Origin of the sequence: Lysinibacillus sp. NPDC059133, from assembly GCF_042755925.1 — a bacterium.
Taxonomy (GTDB): Bacteria; Bacillota; Bacilli; order Bacillales_A; family Planococcaceae; genus Lysinibacillus.
Genome location: NZ_JBHZDH010000044.1, coordinates 17652 through 35483 on the forward strand (window position 1 = coordinate 17652; position 17832 = coordinate 35483).

A 17832-nucleotide genomic window follows, 5' to 3' on the forward strand; every position below is an offset into this window, starting at 1 on the left:
CAACCAACTTTTATAATTTATCACCCAACTTTTTTTATTCATCACCCAACTTAAAATCAAAGAACCGCTAACCCCTGCGAGCCAAAATAAGGGAGTTGAGTCCATGCAGCAACCTGCAATCTAACTAGACTTCCATCCGCTTGGATTGCAAATACGGAGACTGTTCCCTGATTTCCATTTAGGGTGTAAAAATGCCGTCCATCTTTGCTCACACCAACATCCATAGGCAGTCCTGGAGCTGTACCTATTGGTGTACTGGTAATATGCCCCGCTACTGACAGTGCACCATTGGGATCAATTCGGTACGTGGAAATGGTGCCGCTTAAAGTATTAGTTATGAATGCAAAACGTTCATCTCTAGTTGTGATTACCCAGCATGCGGTTTTATATCCATTTGGTACGGAGCCACTGATCACATGAAGAATCCCGTCATTGCTCATTGAATAGGAAGAAAGGGCATTTGAACTTGCTTCAGTAACTAAGAGGATTCCAGAGGATAGAAAATAGGCACCCAATGGTCCGTCACCATAAGAATCATTTACGATTGGCTCTGTAACCGTACCGTTTTGATTTACGTTGAAAACGCTAAGACGGTTTGAAGTATACTCGGTTACAAGAAGCTTACTGCCATCACGTGTGAAAAGAACCTGAGCGGGCTCGGCATTGAAAGTACTGAGAGAACGTGAGGAGCCGGCAATAGGAGTAAGGCGCCCGTGTTCATCTATACGAAAACCCATGATATTCGATGCATAATTGTTCGCGGCATACCCAACATTGGCAACATAGACAAGATTACCAAACACATCTACACTATTTGGCTGTGCACCTCCCGATGGCTTCACGTCCGCGAGAACTGGTGCACCGCTGTCACTAATAATAAAACTACTGATACTATGGCTACCAGCGTTCACTGCAAGAAGGAAACGACCATCACGGGATAAGGTTAATGCTCCTTGTGACGTCAGGGGATCGACACCATTGTTTGGCGTTGCTGCAGAGACTTTCCTTATGCCCGTACCTCTACCATTAGTTGGATAGGCACCTACAAAGGCGAGCATTCCATTTGTGTCCCTGTAAAAGGCAATGACTTGATTCATGACTTCATTATTTGTCATCATGTAAACCATACTTACACTTGCAGGGGAATTTTTGTTCATATAAACTTTCCTCCTTTTATAGCTTTATATGGTTCTTTTACGAATTCAATTCCCCGTTTACAGGAAAATTACTTATTTTACTAATGCTCAATAGCTTAAGTACATAATGTGAGCAGCATTATTTTTTTACGGAAAATAAAAAAGCTGTCTATTAAGCTTACTTAATAGACAGCCATCTCTATCTTATTCCACTTGCTCAAGCAATAGTTTTTGCTGGAGATTACTATAAATACCTTGTTTTTGCATGAGCTGCTCGTGATTGCCCTGCTCCACAATTTCACCTTGTTGAATAACAAGGATTTGGTCGGCATTTTCGATTGTTTTTAGACGGTGTGCAATGACAAAGCTTGTGCGTCCCTGCATTAAATGCTGGAGACCTTTTTGAATATCAACCTCTGTTTGCGTATCCACACTGGATGTAGCTTCATCCAAAATCAGGATATCTGAATTTTCTAAAATTTCCCGGGCAATAGCTAATAATTGCCGTTGACCTTGACTTAAGTTTGCCCCACCTGCCTGAACAGGTGTATCATATTGTGCTGGTAAATGTTTAATAAAATTATGGGCATTCGCGATTTTCGCCGCTTCTTCTACCTCTGCATCCGTAGCATCAAGTTTACCGAAACGAATATTTTCACGAATTGTTCCGGAAAATAAATACGTGTCCTGCAGTACAACACCCACTCGTTGACGGATCGTTGCCATTTTATAATCCTCGATGTTTTGACCATCAATTAATATTTCCCCTGCATCGACGTCATAAAAACGACTTAACAAATTGATAATCGTTGTTTTTCCTGATCCCGTTGGTCCAACAAGTGCAATGGTTTCACCCTGTTTGGCATGGAAGCTAATATTTTTCAGTACTGGCCTCTCGGGTAAATAGCTGAAGGAAACATTGCGAAATGCCACTTCTCCTTTTAGACTTTGACAATCTATGGCATGCATTTTATCAGCTACTTCCGAAGATTCATCTAAAATCTCGAAAACTCGTTCTGCCCCTGCAATTGCCGACTGGAAGGTATTCAAAAGATTTGATAACTGATTCAACGGACGGAAAAACTGACGTGTATACGTGACAAATGCGGCGATAACCCCAACTGAAACGATCCCTTTTACCGATAAAAATGCCCCTGTGCCAATGACAACAGCTAAACCTAAATTATTCATAAAGTTATTAATGGGACCAAGTAGACCTGAAGTAATTTCTGCTCGCTGTGCCGAGTTACGGAGATTTTCGTTCTGTTTATGGAACGTTTCAATCGTTTGTTGTTCTGTCCCAAAAAGCGTCACAACCTCTGCACCCGTAATCATTTCCTCAATATACCCGTTCAGGTTCCCTAAATCACGTTGACGGGCCACATAGTTTTTACTACTACGTTTAACAATTTGCTTCGTCGTAAAAACAATTAGTGGAATTATAATCAGCGTCACGATTGCTAGCTGCCAGCTAAGCGAGAACATAGCAATACTAACACCGATTACCGTTAAGACTGACGAAACGATTTGTGTCACACTTTGTGCAAGTGCCGTATTTAAATTATCGATATCATTTGTCACACGGCTCATTAAATCACCGAGTGCTCGCTGATCGAAAAATCTCAGTGTTAACGTTTGTAGCTTTTTAAATAGTTCAAGTCGTAATGTGCGAATTGTTTTCATCGCCACATGGATCATGACATACGTTTGTAGCCACGTAAAAATAGACGCAGCTGTATAAATAACTGCTAGCACTATACCTAGACGAATCGTACCGGCAATATCTTTCTTCATAATATATTCATCCACGATATGTCCGATTAAGTACGGTCCTGCTAAGCTTAAAAATGTTGAAGCTACTACAAAAAATATAGAGAAATAAAGTCCTATTTTTTGCTGCTTCACATAGTGCCACACTCGATTGATCGTGGCTTTTTGATTTCTAGCCTTTTCAGCTGGCCCAGCCACACGTGGTCCGCGTCCAAAATTCATTTGCTTTGGTTGACTTTGACTCATTGTTGTACACCAGCCTTTTGCTGTGAAGCGTAAATTGCTTGGTAGAATTTATTATTCTGTAATAATTGTTGATGTGTACCTTGACCAACAATTTCGCCGTCTTCTAATACTAGAATCTGGTCCGCCTGCTGAATAGAAGCAATTTTAGACGCTACGATAAACGTCGTCGTGTCATTATATTGATTGCTAATAGCTTGTTGGACATGTTTTTCAGAGGCACTATCAAGGGCTGATGTTGTATCATCCAGCACTAAAATAGCCGGCTGTCTTACAAGTGCACGCGTTAATGCTAGTCGCTGCTTTTGACCGCCAGAGAGATTGGTTGCCCCCTGTGTAAGTTCATGCGCTAAACCGTTATCCAGTCGGTCCACAAATTCAGTGGCACATGCTGCATCTAGAGCTTGCTGTAATTCCACTGACGTTGCATCCTCCTTACCAACACGGATATTATTATCAATTGCACCTGAGAACAGCAAAGCTTTTTGAGAAGTAAAGCCGATATGCTTGCGTAAAGTGGAAAGTGCATAATCCTTTAGAGGCTTGCCATCCAAGTGTATTTCTCCACTCGTTGGATCAAATAATCGTGGTAATAGCTTCACTAGCGTTGACTTTCCACTACCTGTTTTTCCGATCAGGCCTACCGTTTGCCCGGGCTTTACTGAAAATGTAATATTTTTTAGGACATCCTCCGCCGATTCATAATAACGATAGCTCACATTGTGAAAGTCAATCGCCCCTTGAATTGGCGCTGTAAGGGGGTTTTCCGCTTCCTTGACCGCTACTTCTTTATTTAAGACGTCCACAATACGCTCTCCCGAAGGAATAGCACGTGCTATTTGCATCAATACCATACTAGAAGTCATCAATCCATTTAATATAATCGTTAAATAGTTAATAAAAGCGAGAATCACCCCAACCTGTAATGTACCAGCTTCTACTTTAATGGCACCAAGCCAGAGTGCTGCTACAATCCCTAGATTGACAACAAACATCGTAAACGGCACGAGCACCCCAACGATTTGCTCGGCTGTAATAAAGCGCTTCGTCAGCGTATCATTTAGCCCACTAAATTGTTCAATCTGTTGCGTTTCACGACGGAACGCCTTAACGACACGAATCCCCGCTAAATTCTCCTGAAGCTTCGTATTGACACCATCAATTGTCTCCTGCACACGACGATACAGGACACCCGAGTACTTTGTGAAAAAGTACATCGCAATAATTAATAGCGGTACGATAATAAGAAGTATAGAAAATAGCTCACGTGCTGTCACAAAAACAATAATAACGGCTCCAATAAATAATAAAGGACCACGCACAAAAATACGCAACGTCATCATAAACGCGCGTTGAACACTTTCTACGTCACTCGTTAAGATCGTAATAAGCTTCCCTGTTGTAAAAGTGTCACGTTCCTTTGCCGAATACGTCATCATTTTTTCATAAAGTGACTGACGAACATCTGATGCAAAATGGATAGCTGCCTTTGAACTATAATAGGAACAGCCTACCCCACCAACTAGTCCGAATACCGCACTCATTAGCATCCAGACGAACATTTTCAGCACATACGGATTGTCGCCATTGGCAATACCCGTATCAATCATATGCTGCATAATCGTCGGCTGAAGTAAATCCATCGTTACCTCTAGTACCATTAATAATGGTGCAATCAAGGTAAAAAATTTATAGGGCCCTAAAAACGCTCCTAACTGTTTAATTGCTTGCATTCTTTCGTCTCCGTTCCATTTAAATCACATTCGCTCTTAATTATAACTGAAAATCATTCTCAAGTGGTAATTAATTTTCGGGTCTCGTAATATTTGGGACATGATTGATTATTTATGTAGGTTTTGGTAACTTTAGCTGTTGTTCAAGCTAAAAAATACACCTCAATGTTATTTCAACATTGAGGTGTATTTAGTATTACAAATCATCAAATCCGTTATCTTCTACATTGACCTTCACATATTGGCGAGAACGCTGCTCGAAGAAATCTGTTTTTCCTAAGTCAACATCCTCATACGCTTTTACCCACTTCAATGGATTTTTGCGATAGCCTTCAAATGGACGCTCTACGCCAAGCTGATTACAGCGTACGTTTGCATAGAAGTGTACATAATCATGCACATCTTCCACATCGAGGCCTTCAACTTTATTGCCAATCACTTCATTGGCCCAATCGATTTCTAGTTGGACGGCTTCACGGAAGATTTCCTGTACACGAGCTGCTCGTTCTGGTGTATCGTATTCAGGATATTCCTCTAGTAGCTCCTGATAAATTTTCACAAATAAATCGACATGTAGCTGTTCATCGCGATTAATATAATTAATCATCGTCGACGAGGCCACCATTTTTTGATTGCGTGCTAAATGATAGAAGAACGCGAAGCCAGAATAGAAGAATAAACCTTCCAAAATCACATCATAGACAATCGCTTCTAGCATATTTTCAACAGTTGGCTCCTCTGAAAATGCATGGTAGCCCTTAATAACGAACTCATTACGTCGCTCTAACACTGGCTCTGTACGCCAAAAATCAAACGTACGATCCTGCTCGTCTTTGTTGACAATACTTGATAGTACATAGGAATAAGAGTGATTATGGATCACCTCTTGTTGCGCTAAAATAATCATTAGTGCATTTAAACTTGAATCTGTTAAATAATCCGCTACTTTCCCCGCAAAATCAGTTTGTACACTGTCTAATAGCGCTAGCAAGCCAATGATTTTTAAAAAGGATTCCTGTTCATCTGCTGATAGCTGTGGAAACTGTTTGACATCATTGCTCATATTAATTTCAAACGGTGTCCAGAAGTTCCCTAGCATTTTTTTATACTTTGGATAAGCCCAGCTAAAACGCACATCATCCCAGTTTAAAATGTTAGAAGAACGTCCGTTGACAATTCCTGTTGAACGGTTTGGTGCTTCTTTATCCATAATTTGTCGTTTTGTAATTGTTGTCATTGTTAACTTCCTCCTAGCTCGCGCAAGACTCACATTCTAGCAATTCTACAGACGTTGAGCGCACATAATAGGTCGTTTTCACACCGCTCGCCCAAGCATTCATATGCAATGCTAGTAAATCTTTTGCCTTAATCGTATTTTGAACGTATAAATTAAGTGAAATGCCTTGGTCGATATGACGTGCTCGTGCAGCATTTTGCTTGATTGTCCAATTTTGATCGATGAAATAAGCAGATTTATAATACCAAGTCGTCACAGGTGATAGATCTGGTACTGTTACTGGAATTTTGTAATCCTTCTTCTCCTCTGAATAACTCTTTTGGAAGATCGGATCAATCGTAGCCGTACTGCCCGCTAAAATGGATGTTGATGAGTTCGGTGCAACCGCCATGACATAGCCGTTACGCATACCTTTTTCAGCAACCGCGGCGCGTAACGCGTTCCATTTATTGCTGTCATAGCCCCGTTTGTCAAAATACGCACCAGTATGCCAATCCGAGCCTTCAAATAATGGGTAGGCCCCTTTTTCACATGCCAAATTGTTCGAAGCACGAATTGTTAAATACGCAATTTCCTCATACAGCTTGTCCGCAAATTCTACAGCTTCCTCAGACTCCCATTGAATTTCTTTCAAAGCTAATAAATGGTGCCAGCCAAATGTGCCAAGCCCAATACCACGGTAACGTAAGTTCGTACGCTCTGCTTGTTTTACTGGAATTGTATTGAGAGCGATAACGTTATCTAGCATACGTACTTGAACTGGGATCAATCGTTCTAGAACACCAGCCGGTACTGCTCGGCCTAAATTGATAGATGATAAGTTACATACAACGAAATCTCCAGGCTTGCGACGTGTTACGATAACGTCATCTTCAAGGGTAATAGACTCAAATTCAGTCGCTGACATATTTTGGAATATTTCTGTACACAGGTTCGAGCTGTAAACCATCCCTTCATGCTTATTCGGATTCATGCGATTGACTTCATCTCGATAGAACATAAACGGTACGCCTGTTTCAAGCTGTGAGCGCATAATACGCTTCATAATATCAATGGCTGGAACGACTTCACGACTTAACAATGGATTCGCGATACATTCCTCATATTTAGTACGGAAAGCACCGTCACCCTTTTTCTCATCATAAAAATCCTCTAGTGAAAAGCCCATAACTTCTCGCACTTCATGTGGGTCAAATAAATGCCATTCCCCGCGCTCTTCTACCGTTTCCATAAATAAATCCGGTAAGCATAGCCCTGTGAAAATATCATGAGCACGCAAACGCTCATCTCCATTGTTTAAGCGTAAATCTAAAAACGTAAAGACGTCTTTATGCCAAACATCTAGATAGACAGCAATAGCGCCTTGTCGTTGACCAAGCTGATCGACTGAAACCGCCGTATTATTAAGTTGTTTAATCCATGGTAAAACACCACTTGATGCACCTTTAAAGCCTTTAATCGATGAGCCTCGGCTACGAATTTTGCCCATATAAACACCAATACCACCGCCGTACTTCGATAATGTTGCGACATCTGTATTCGTGTCATAAATACTTTGTAAACTATCATCTACTGTATCGATAAAGCAGCTAGATAACTGACCATGCGTTTTACCTGCATTCGATAATGTTGGTGTGGCAACAGTCATATATAAATTACTCATTGCCCAGTAAGATTCACGTACTTTTTCTAAACGATTTTCTGTCTCATCCTGCATAAGAGTCATTGCAATGACCATCCAGCGTTCCTGTGGTAGCTCCACTGGTGTTTTCGTGTAATCACGGACTACATAGCGGTCCATTAATGTTTTTAAGCCAATATACGTAAACAATTCATCTCGACTTGATTCTAAATAGGAAGCGAGTTCTTGAAGGTCCTGCTCACTATATTTTGTTGTTAAACTTTCATGATACAAACCAGCTTCTGTATAGTGTGCTAATTGTTCTGGGAATACCTTATAAACATCCTTTACTGAAACTTCACGGCGCATTGCAAATTGATCATATAGTTTTTCTAAATAAATTTGAGCTGCGACAAATGTCCAGTATGGCTCCTCCTCATCAATTAGGCTAAGCGTTTGTAAAATCATCGCATCCGCCCATGCTTCAAATGTGGCATTGTCGTTTTTTCGTAGCCAACGATCCGATAACCTTACAAAACTTTCAAGTTCATCCTCCGTATAACTTTTCTTGAGCTTAGCAATTTGCTGTTCGATTTGAATTGTCATGTATACATTCTCTCCCTTTCTTTCTCCAGCAACACAAAAAGCGATCACGCAACATCTATCGGTTACGTGATCGCTGTAAAATCGGAAATGGAAATGAAGGACATGCACACTAAGAAGTGGACAAATCTCTCGCCTCCACTTCTCAATCCCCGAAGAATGTGTTGCTGTCTTGAACAACTCGGCAGGTCTCCTGGCTCATGCTTCCTCCAAATGATGGCCTTCCCGTTCTTCACAGTGGCTAGTCATCATTTGTCAGCACTTACAGTTGCGGGGACAGCTTCGGCCTAAGATGACTCTTTTCCGAATTCCCTTTTAAACCACATTGGTACCGCTCGTCCAAATACTATATATAGTGTTTTAACTCCTAAACAAATCTAACATATTGTGTTTATTGTTGCAATAGGCGTTTTGCCCCTTGCAAGTTATAATGTGCTACTTTTTCTCGAAGCAAGCCCAATTACAATGCAGTTTTACGTAGTTTTTCAAAATTTCTAGGAAAATATTTTTGTGCTAGCTGCTCTTTTTCTAACTGTATTCCTAGCAAAACTACTGCACATGGACCAGCCGTTTTCTCAACATCTAATGAACTTTTGACTTGTTGCTCGCCAAAAAGTAGGGTAAATTCTGCTTGCAGACCTTTTGATCCAACTGGCCAGACTTGCTGCACGGTTCCCTCTTTCCACGCTTGAAAAATAGGTTGTAGCTGTGCGACATTTTCAGGCTGTGCAAGGATTTCATTGCCTACAAGCGGCATCCCATATGTGTACCAACTTAGCTGCTCATACTTAGTTACTGTGCGTTTCTGCTGCTCACCAAGCATCGTTATAGACAAACCTGATTGTAAAGTCGGCATATTGGACTCTGTGCTACCGTCTATTGGCGGACAAATAAGACTCACCTCATCAAAAACCTGCTGAATGCCTGCAATATAACGAGACCATGCAGCATCCCCTGAAAAATTAGCAAGTAAAATATGTCTTGGTAAAGCATTTGCAGCAAGCTGCTCTAAAAAAGTAACACGCGCCGTTAAGTATGCCGTTAGTTTGTCTGGGGCAGACACAACATCTTGTGGTTTTTCGCCAATTGCTGCGGCATTATCTGTTGTAGCAAACAGCTCACCTATTTTTATTGCATTTCTCAATGTACTCGACCTTCCTTACGCACAAACACCTTAGAGAGAATTGGCATCACAATTGCAACGATCACCAGATTTACGAGTGTTGCCAATGGAAGACTAGTCAGTGACGCCCAGTAAAATGCCGGACTAATGATAAAGTAAAATGGTAAAGGTGCCACAACGCCATTTAATATAAGTGCCACAGGCCATTTCCAGAAATGCATTCCTTTTTTATGCATTACCCCAAAGATCCATACAACAATAAACATTTCTACCGCGATAATAATATGTAGTGGCCCTAGAGGGAAGCCAGTAGTTAAGGCTGAGATAAAATGCCCAATGACTCCCGCAACACCAGCTAATACTGGAGATAAAAATACAACGCTCAACAATGCAGGTGCAGAATCAAGCGCTGCAGTTGAAATAAATGTTGGAATTTTAATGACTGCACCCACTGCACAAATTGCTGCTACCATGGCAGTGAGCGTCAATTTCATCAATTTTTGTCGATCCATTCCATTTCCTCTTTCCTATAATATTTGGCTCGTCATAAAAACGTTGGGTTGATTTCCGTTCCGAGCTGGGGCGTCCGATGAGCCGCTAATCCCAAGGAGTCGTCAGCTTTCATCCCAATCATGTCATCCCCAACTTTTAATGAAGAGCCTACTTTATGAAACTATATCATTTGATTTGTTCCCCAATGCCGTACCAAATGCGTGCGACTTGTTCGGCTTCAGCAAATAATGCCTGGTACAAACGCCCACATGTATCACGCAACAATCGTGCCTGTTTTTCCATTGGCACAACGCCACGTCCCATATCGGTCACTATTATATACAAAGCACAATTTTCTTCAAGTGTCTTTAGTCTTGTCAAAATATTTCTGACAAGGGGCTCATCATCCTCAAGATCTTGTGTTACGAGCCACTTCTCTATGTTTTTAATAACTAGTACATCACAGGTTGGTGTGCTATCAGGTAGAGTGCCATCCACTAGCTCAACGTTTTGACCTGCAAGTAATTTCATAACATAGTCGGTTTTTCCACTATAGGCTCCTCCGATAAAGACATGCATCTTGCTCCCTCCTCCCAAGCCTTTCTTGTAAACGTTAAAGAAAACATTTTATCATGCGGTGTTTGATAGGACCAAAAAGGTTGCTCAGTCGGTGCAAAGGCTACGAGAAGTGCTCGAATTACGCCACCATGGACAACGAGATGATAAACATCCTCCCCTTTTGGTAATACTGTGAACCCTTCCTTAACACGTGCACAAAAGACATCAAAGCCTTCTCCCCTTGGAGGCGGTGACTGTACAGGATCATCTAACCATGCACAATAACGACGATTGGATTGTAAGTCCTCATATGTGAGCCCTTCAAAATCTCCGAAATTCGACTCTCGAAATCTCCTATCAGACACGTATGTTGCATTCGGAAAATAATGGGCAGCTGTTTCCCTACAGCGTAGTAAATCACTACCGTACACCTTCGTGACATCTTGATCTACAATAGTAAGTAAAGATGCATCAGCTAATGAAGAATCTGTCCAGCCGATATAACGCTTCTCCAAATTTTCCTTTGTTGGTGCATGTCTCATTAAGTGCACAGTAACAACGTCACCCACAGTACAACCTCCATTCCTTCAATTGATGCCCCGAGTAAATCTCCCGAAACACCACCAAAGTTGCGCACAGTAAATTGCCGAAAGACTAAAAAGGCAATCGCTAATACAGCCATCAACACGAATGGAACCATTGTGAAGCCCGTTACAAACAACAAGCTACTGTATGCTACAATTAATGTTAAAAACATAAAGCAAATAAGTAAACCCGGCTTAATATGTGTTTTAAAAAAGTAGGCAAGCCCCTTTTCCTTTGAGCACTTGAGTGACATAAAATAAAAGCTCATACCTACTCGTGTACATAACGGAATAAACACAAGCATCCACAGTGCTAACTTATGCTGTACGAATAATTCGTGAAGTATGACAAATTTACCAAGGACTAAAAATAGCACTGAAAGCACACCAAATGCACCAACACGTGGATCATCTAAAATTTCAAGCCGCTTCTCACGATCTCGGTAGGAAAAATACGCATCCCCCATATCAATAAAACCGTCTAAATGTAAACCACCAGTAAATAAGGCAAATAATGCGATAATCACAAAAGAAAGCAAGACCTCACTGCTTGCCGTCCATTCCGTTAAACCATAGATCACCGCTGCCACTACGGTACCCATGAGTGCCCCTATCCACGGTAAAAAGGCGAACATCCCTGTAATCGTTGCCTTCGTTAAAGGAATTTCTTTATGTACCGGCAAAACTGTAAAAAATTGAAATGCAAGTTGTATGCTATGCCAGAAATTTTTCATCGTCTTGCCACCTTCTTTTTATTTTCAAAGCGTCATTCATTATTTCCATTTCTTTACGACACCATAGTTTATTTCATACGCCTCATCTGCTATGGACACGAACCATTGATGTAATTCCCCAAGGATTTGTCGGTATAATTCTACTTCCTCGTTCGTATATGGAGGCTCATCGAATAATTCGTTCGAGACGATAAAAAACGTCACTCTTTTCTCAAGTAACGTCCTTACCGCCTTTTTTAAAACCTCAAGCTTCTTTTCTAAACAGCCGGGCTGCTCCACACATGGAGTTCCTGTGTCAAAACCCTCGTAAAACGCATTTGTTAGCCATGTCGTAACACAGTCCCATAACACGACATCTCCATCGGTCAGTTTATACAGGGTATCTGCGATTGCATAAGGTGCTTCTATCGTCAGCCACTCGATATTTTGTGCTTGTCTGTCTGCCTGATGTCGTATGATCCGCTTCTCCATTTCACGATCCAACGCTACACCGGAAGCAATATAAATAAGTCGTTGTGCTTGCATAAACTCTGTTTGATAGTGAGTAACAGCCGCTTTTTCAGCAAAGTGGGATTTACCACTGCGTACTCCCCCAGTAATGAAAATTAGTGGCAATGGTTACGCCTCCTATTGTAAATGTTGAATGTTACCGATTTCTTTAACGAGCCATTGTTGCCGGGCTTGTTCAATAATCGTTACACTTGTACCATGAATAAATGGCTCTGCCCACAGCTGATCGACGCTTCGCCCTAAAATAGCGTTAATAATACATTTAATCGTTACAGCGTGGGACACAATTAACACATTATTCTCTGGATATTTTTCTGCAATTTTCTTTAACGTAAACATCGCTCGTTCTGTTACCGTACCAAAGCTTTCCGTATGAGTTGCGACGAATTGTCCAGGATTATCGGTATATAATTCATAATCAGGATGAGAAGTCATGATGTCCTCGACTGTTTTCCCTTGCCAATCTCCTAAAAAAATCTCCCGTAAATTATCCTCATAATAAAGTGGAAGCAGTTGATCAGCTAGAAGAATTTGCATGGTTTCCTTAGCACGACCACTTGAACTGCTAATTGCCGCTGTAAAGGTGATATTTTTCAAATGATCTCGAAGTTTTTCTGCATGTAAAATACCCTTTTCGGATAACGGCGAATCTAGCCATCCCTGTAGTCGCTGCTCTTTATTCCACATCGTTTCACCATGTCTTATTAAATAAAAAGTCGTCACCTTTGTCACCCCTAATTTGCGTTAAACCACGCCTGTAAACAATTCTGTAAATACGTCATGGCTACTATATCTTTAATCCCAATACGGAACCATTCACCATTTAAGCCCATAAAGTTTTTTGTATGCCGCAGCACGACGCCTTTTGATAAACAATATGTAAAAAATGTATCTGCTTGCTGATTTTTCGGTAATGCAAAACATACATAATTCGTTACACTATTTGTCACCTGACAACCATTTTCTTGTAAATAGCTCTGCAGCGCTTCCCGTTGATTTTTAGCATAGGCAATAGCTTGCTCACAATATACATGCTCATCTAAACAGCCTGTACCGATAACGAGGGCAAAGGCATTCAAGTTCCAATGCGGTAGGATAGACTTTAGATCAGCAACAACTACTGGGCTCGCCACTAAATAGCCTAGGCGTAATCCTGGAATCGCATACATTTTTGTCATCGAACGAACGATGATCAGATGAGGATTTTCTGCCACATGCTGGATTAATGAATAGGCTTCATCTACCCAGTCAATAAATGCCTCATCAATGACAAGCTCACAATTGACCTTTGCACCGTGAGAGATTAATTCGAGAAGCTCCTCTTTCTTTGGCAGCACTCCCGTCGGATTGTTCGGAGTACAAATATATAAAGCATCTGCGTTCACCATTTCACGCTTCAGACGCTCCAACGGCAATGTGTAGTGAACAATATCCTCAACAATAATCGGCACAATTTCAGCGCCTACTGCTGTTAATGTTCGTTCATATTCTGAAAAAGTAGGATGTACGATAATAACACGTTTATTGGCGTAGCGTCTAACGAGAACACTAAAAAGCTCGGATGCACCATTACCTAGTAATATAGAATCTTTCTGCACAGCATGAAAAGCTGTCACCTTTGATAAAAACGGCTCACCGTCCGGATCTGGATAACGTTGAATAAGCGGATAAAATGTCCGCCAACGTGCCTCAACAAACGGAGGCGGCCCTGCGGAATTCACATTTTCACTAAAATCATACACCTCTTCAGGCATAACAAGCCCTAGCTGATGATAAACATTTTGCGGATTTGCTCCGTGATTAGGTAATTGCAAAAATTAACACCTCCATTGATAACATAACTAACGTAAAGAGCAAGGTCGCAATGCGCATATGAATCACAGACGTTGCAATATGCTCTTTTGTTAATGGAACTAATTTCTCGCCCATTATTGCTCGATAAGAAACGACACCCTGATATGTATTTTTTCCACCAAGCTGTACACCTAATTGAACAGCTGTAGCTGCTTCTAAATAACCACTATTAGGACTTGGATGCTTTTTCGCATCCTGTGCCCACCGTTTTAAGCGCTTCCCGAGAGATACATTCGTTTCATTTTTCGTCCCTAGCACCATCAGTAGACCAGTTAATCGACTAGGAATAAAATTTAGTACATCGTCTAGCTTCGCAGCAAACATACCAAAATCTTTATATTTTTCGTTTTTATAGCCAATCATAGAATCTAACGTATTGACGGCTTTATAGCCCCATAACCCTATTGCGCCAAATAAAAAGGCATAAAATAACGGAGCTGTTACGCCATCACTCGTATTTTCTGAGACCGTTTCCACAACACCACGAACAATCTCATCCTCGTCAAGCTTCTCCGTGTCACGGCCGACTATCCAAGAAAGCTTCACACGAGCTTCAGCAAAATCACCTTTAACGAGCGGTTCATAGACAGCCATCGCCGCTTCCTTCAAACTACGCTGTGCTAGTCCAATCCCAATTAGTAAGCCCTCTACTACTATGCAAAATAGCGGGCTAACCTGATAGCTTAGAAGTAAAATAGCCGTCACAACAAACATCGTTGTGCCAACTACAGCGAGCGCCATCACCATGCCACGAAACTTTCTCATTCTTCCTTTATTCCATAACTCTGTTTGAGATTGAATGAGCTTTCCAATCCAGCGTACTGGATGAGGCATTTTAGGAGGATCACCCACTAGTAAATCAAAAACAAGCCCAATGATACAGGCAATCACCAGTGACATCATAACGGATTCTCCTCTTTATCTTTTTTGTATTTTTGAATGGCCTCACGCATCGTTTCATAAACACCATGGCCAATGACTTTTCCAAGCATCGTAATCGGCCCTGCATATTGATGGTAGTCGCCTTCCTCTGTCGAAGCAATCAACAAGCTATCCGTTGAAGTACCTGTAGCTTGTGTACCTGTTGTTGGATCTGTGATGTCCTCATCAATAAGTGCCTTGACCTTTGCCTCTGTCGTAGAAATCATTGCCTGAAATAAAGCTTCATCCGACAATCTCCCATTTATTAGTACCCACGTATTAATAGTCCCCGCATGATACTGTTCCTGACGATGAAAGGCACGCGTAATATCGACGGCATTGCCAAGACCAGCTGTAATCATGATAACAAGATGAATCCCTTCATATGTAAACTCACGGATTGTTGCATACCGGGCATAGACAGCCGTCATCATCGCCACCGTATTGCCAATGGGAAAGCCCTCAGACTGTAAAAATCGTTGTAATTCTATCTGTGGTTTTCGTTCATCATACGTATAGGGCACTGAACGATTCATCAAATGTGTATAAAAGCCAAAGCCCGGATTATGTACGGCTGAGGATACGACCTTCATCGGCGAATCTGTTTGGACGGCAACATAATGGTCAGAAATATGAATATCGTCCTTGCGAAGTACTGGCATGATCTCGCCTCCTATTCAGAAAATAAAAAAACAAATTCTTACAAAGAAGAATTTGCACTGTTCATTCTTAAATTAATCATCGTTCCCCAATTTAAACCTTTTGAATTTTTGCACAGCATCGCAACTTCATAATACTCAAATTATTTATTTTTTTGAAATTGTATCACAAATTCGCGGATTATCACAATTCAATTTCGAGATATTCCGTTATTGTCTTTGTTTTAAAGTTTTAAAACGAATAACAGATCCCGCAATAATAAATACCCAACCAATACCGATATAGACAATTTTCATTGTTTTAGTCGAGGATGGTAAAATATCCATGATCGTTAAACAAACAAATAGTATGCCAATCATTGATAGCAACATACCAATCGATAATTTTTTCAAAAGAAAAACCTCCAATCTTGTACGCCCTCGATTTTACCGTATTCTCGTCAAAAAGAAAACACTAATCCAATTCAAGGATTAGCGTTTTCCCCGCATTAACGAGCAGTATTACCAAAAATGAAGCGTTAGGTACAAGAACCCCACCCATGTATTTTACGAAGTATAACTGCCCGTAAATGCTCGATTAGTGAAGACTATTAATCCGCGGGGATAAAACATCCCCACTAATTAACATTTCCCTACACTCTCACACGTGCAAAAAATTCCTCATAAAGTGCTTGTAGAATTTGGTTTTCAAATTCTTGTTGCACACCGAATACTAGACTGACTTCAGATGAACCTTGATTAATCATCTCTATATTTGCACCTGTTTTAGAAATCGCAGTTGCAGCACGTGCCGCTAGACCTGTGTTATTACGCATGCCTTCGCCTACTATTACGATCATAGAAAAACCATGACGCATTTGCACATCATCGGCATTTAATTCATTTTTTACACGAGAAAGAATTCGTTCTTCATTTTCAAATGTAATTTGATTTGAACGCATAATGACAGAAATATCGTCTAAACCAGACGGTGTGTGTTCATATGAAATATTTTCATCTTCTAAAATTTGTAGAAGCTTACGTCCAAAGCCTACTTCACGATTCATCAAATATTTTGACACATATAAAGTTGAAAAGCCACTGTCTGCCGAGATACCTGTAACTGGACGTCCTGTAACAGAGCGTCTTGGTACGATACGAGTACCTGGGGCTGATGGATTATTTGTATTTTTTATGTTAACGGGCACCCCAATCTTGTAGACAGGCATTAACGCTTCATCATGGAAAACCGAAAAGCCTGCATAGGATAATTCGCGCATTTCGCGATACGTAATTTCTTTAATTTCCACTGGATCATTCACAACTTTCGGATTAGCTGAAAATACACAGTCCACATCCGTAAAGTTTTCATAAAGCTCTGCTTCAACAGCAGCTGCTAAAATAGAGCCTGTAATATCAGAGCCACCGCGGTCAAATGTACGCAGTATGCCCGCTTTAGTGTAACCGAAGAAACCTGGAAATACAATAATTTCCTTGGTATATTTTAGAGGTGCTAAATTGGCATAAGCCTCTGGTAATGCATACGTGCGTTCAGGTAAATCATTGACAACCAAACCTTCTTTTGGACTTACGTAGCGTGCCGGCATACCGATGGAATTAAAATAAGCAGCGATTAGCTTCGCATTATTGTCTTCCCCTGCCGCTTTGATGCTGTCGATAAATAATTCCTTATTCGATTTATCACCTTGTACACGTTCACGTAAATCTTCAGCGATCACATCACAAATTGTATAATCTAACTCCAAACCATCCGCAATCGCCATAAAGCGATTCACAACGATTTGCAATTCTTCCTCAATTTCTTCATTTTTTAATGCTGCCATTGCTAAATTAATTAATAAATCAGTTACCTTTATATCGTCACCAGAGCGCTTCCCTGGTGCAGAAACGGCTACGATTTTACGTGCCGGATTAGATTTTACAATGTTTGCTACTTTTTGAATTTGTTCTGCATTTGCTACAGATGTTCCACCAAATTTACATACGATCATAACCATCAAATCCTAACTTTTTAAATTGAATGTATTCCTCCAAAAAACAATTGATTGTACACA

17 protein-coding genes and 1 riboswitch are annotated in these 17832 nt (G+C 40.8%); all 17 genes read right to left on the reverse strand.

Annotation, left to right across the window (positions count from 1 at the left end):
* Nucleotides 1-56 precede the first annotated feature (56 nt).
* A complete protein-coding gene (locus tag ACFXN8_RS19390) occupies nucleotides 57-1157 on the reverse strand; it encodes a lactonase family protein (protein ID WP_386847318.1) in 1101 nt (366 codons plus the stop codon).
* Between the two features lie 183 nt (nucleotides 1158-1340).
* Entirely contained in the window at nucleotides 1341-3152 is a 1812-nt protein-coding gene (locus ACFXN8_RS19395) for an ABC transporter ATP-binding protein (RefSeq protein ID WP_386847319.1), read from the reverse strand.
* Complete coding sequence (locus ACFXN8_RS19400) at nucleotides 3149-4882, reverse strand: ABC transporter ATP-binding protein (RefSeq protein WP_386847320.1); 1734 nt, start codon at nucleotides 4880-4882, stop codon at nucleotides 3149-3151. The genes ACFXN8_RS19395 and ACFXN8_RS19400 overlap by 4 nt, the downstream gene beginning before the upstream one ends.
* A gap of 196 nt (nucleotides 4883-5078) precedes the next feature.
* The gene (locus ACFXN8_RS19405; protein WP_376074271.1) at nucleotides 5079-6119 is read right to left on the reverse strand and encodes a ribonucleotide-diphosphate reductase subunit beta; all 1041 of its coding nucleotides are present in this window, start codon (nucleotides 6117-6119) and stop codon (nucleotides 5079-5081) included.
* Between the two features lie 13 nt (nucleotides 6120-6132).
* Nucleotides 6133-8346 (reverse strand): ribonucleoside-diphosphate reductase subunit alpha, encoded by a 2214-nt coding sequence (locus tag ACFXN8_RS19410; RefSeq protein WP_386847321.1) that lies wholly within the window; start codon nucleotides 8344-8346, stop codon nucleotides 6133-6135.
* Between the two features lie 162 nt (nucleotides 8347-8508).
* Nucleotides 8509-8694, reverse strand: a riboswitch (cobalamin riboswitch).
* Between the two features lie 109 nt (nucleotides 8695-8803).
* On the reverse strand, nucleotides 8804-9487 hold the full coding sequence (locus ACFXN8_RS19415) for a hypothetical protein (protein WP_386847322.1): 684 nt from the start codon (nucleotides 9485-9487) through the stop codon (nucleotides 8804-8806).
* Entirely contained in the window at nucleotides 9484-9978 is a 495-nt protein-coding gene (locus ACFXN8_RS19420; RefSeq protein ID WP_386847323.1) for an ECF transporter S component, read from the reverse strand. The genes ACFXN8_RS19415 and ACFXN8_RS19420 overlap by 4 nt, the downstream gene beginning before the upstream one ends.
* A gap of 166 nt (nucleotides 9979-10144) precedes the next feature.
* Entirely contained in the window at nucleotides 10145-10537 is a 393-nt protein-coding gene (locus tag ACFXN8_RS19425) for a bifunctional adenosylcobinamide kinase/adenosylcobinamide-phosphate guanylyltransferase (protein ID WP_386847324.1), read from the reverse strand.
* Nucleotides 10486-11085 (reverse strand): histidine phosphatase family protein, encoded by a 600-nt coding sequence (locus tag ACFXN8_RS19430; protein WP_376074265.1) that lies wholly within the window; start codon nucleotides 11083-11085, stop codon nucleotides 10486-10488. Before ACFXN8_RS19430 ends, ACFXN8_RS19425 begins: the two co-directional genes overlap by 52 nt.
* A complete protein-coding gene (cobS, locus tag ACFXN8_RS19435; RefSeq protein WP_386847325.1) occupies nucleotides 11058-11834 on the reverse strand; it encodes an adenosylcobinamide-GDP ribazoletransferase in 777 nt (258 codons plus the stop codon). Before cobS ends, ACFXN8_RS19430 begins: the two co-directional genes overlap by 28 nt.
* Nucleotides 11835-11873: 39 nt before the next feature.
* Nucleotides 11874-12449, reverse strand: coding sequence for a bifunctional adenosylcobinamide kinase/adenosylcobinamide-phosphate guanylyltransferase (locus tag ACFXN8_RS19440; protein ID WP_376074263.1), 576 nt, complete (start codon nucleotides 12447-12449; stop codon nucleotides 11874-11876).
* Nucleotides 12450-12461: 12 nt separating this feature from the next.
* Entirely contained in the window at nucleotides 12462-13067 is a 606-nt protein-coding gene (locus ACFXN8_RS19445; RefSeq protein ID WP_386847326.1) for a histidine phosphatase family protein, read from the reverse strand.
* An 11-nt stretch (nucleotides 13068-13078) separates the two neighbouring features.
* Complete coding sequence (locus ACFXN8_RS19450; RefSeq protein ID WP_376074261.1) at nucleotides 13079-14158, reverse strand: pyridoxal phosphate-dependent aminotransferase; 1080 nt, start codon at nucleotides 14156-14158, stop codon at nucleotides 13079-13081.
* Nucleotides 14145-15101 carry an adenosylcobinamide-phosphate synthase CbiB gene (gene cbiB, locus ACFXN8_RS19455; RefSeq protein WP_386847327.1) on the reverse strand — a complete coding sequence of 319 codons (957 nt, stop codon included), beginning with the start codon at nucleotides 15099-15101 and terminating at the stop codon, nucleotides 14145-14147. The genes ACFXN8_RS19450 and cbiB overlap by 14 nt, the downstream gene beginning before the upstream one ends.
* Nucleotides 15098-15781 carry an adenosylcobinamide amidohydrolase gene (locus tag ACFXN8_RS19460; protein ID WP_376074259.1) on the reverse strand — a complete coding sequence of 228 codons (684 nt, stop codon included), beginning with the start codon at nucleotides 15779-15781 and terminating at the stop codon, nucleotides 15098-15100. The genes cbiB and ACFXN8_RS19460 overlap by 4 nt, the downstream gene beginning before the upstream one ends.
* A 207-nt stretch (nucleotides 15782-15988) precedes the next feature.
* Complete coding sequence (locus ACFXN8_RS19465; protein WP_376074258.1) at nucleotides 15989-16171, reverse strand: hypothetical protein; 183 nt, start codon at nucleotides 16169-16171, stop codon at nucleotides 15989-15991.
* Between the two features lie 239 nt (nucleotides 16172-16410).
* Nucleotides 16411-17769 carry an aspartate kinase gene (locus ACFXN8_RS19470; protein WP_386847328.1) on the reverse strand — a complete coding sequence of 453 codons (1359 nt, stop codon included), beginning with the start codon at nucleotides 17767-17769 and terminating at the stop codon, nucleotides 16411-16413.
* Nucleotides 17770-17832: the final 63 nt, after the last annotated feature.

What these genes read in the sequence shown, in the direction of transcription:
- ACFXN8_RS19390 (WP_386847318.1), bottom strand. Translation starts at nt 1,157, where the DNA reads ATGAACAAAAATTCCCCTGCAAGTGTAAGTATGGTTTACATGATGACA.
- ACFXN8_RS19395 (WP_386847319.1), bottom strand. Translation starts at nt 3,152, where the DNA reads ATGAGTCAAAGTCAACCAAAGCAAATGAATTTTGGACGCGGACCACGT.
- ACFXN8_RS19400 (WP_386847320.1), bottom strand. Translation starts at nt 4,882, where the DNA reads ATGCAAGCAATTAAACAGTTAGGAGCGTTTTTAGGGCCCTATAAATTT.
- ACFXN8_RS19405 (WP_376074271.1), bottom strand. Translation starts at nt 6,119, where the DNA reads ATGACAACAATTACAAAACGACAAATTATGGATAAAGAAGCACCAAAC.
- ACFXN8_RS19410 (WP_386847321.1), bottom strand. Translation starts at nt 8,346, where the DNA reads ATGACAATTCAAATCGAACAGCAAATTGCTAAGCTCAAGAAAAGTTAT.
- ACFXN8_RS19420 (WP_386847323.1), bottom strand. Translation starts at nt 9,978, where the DNA reads ATGGATCGACAAAAATTGATGAAATTGACGCTCACTGCCATGGTAGCA.
- ACFXN8_RS19425 (WP_386847324.1), bottom strand. Translation starts at nt 10,537, where the DNA reads ATGCATGTCTTTATCGGAGGAGCCTATAGTGGAAAAACCGACTATGTT.
- cobS (WP_386847325.1), bottom strand. Translation starts at nt 11,834, where the DNA reads ATGAAAAATTTCTGGCATAGCATACAACTTGCATTTCAATTTTTTACA.
- cbiB (WP_386847327.1), bottom strand. Translation starts at nt 15,101, where the DNA reads ATGATGTCACTGGTGATTGCCTGTATCATTGGGCTTGTTTTTGATTTA.
- ACFXN8_RS19460 (WP_376074259.1), bottom strand. Translation starts at nt 15,781, where the DNA reads ATGCCAGTACTTCGCAAGGACGATATTCATATTTCTGACCATTATGTT.
- ACFXN8_RS19470 (WP_386847328.1), bottom strand. Translation starts at nt 17,769, where the DNA reads ATGATCGTATGTAAATTTGGTGGAACATCTGTAGCAAATGCAGAACAA.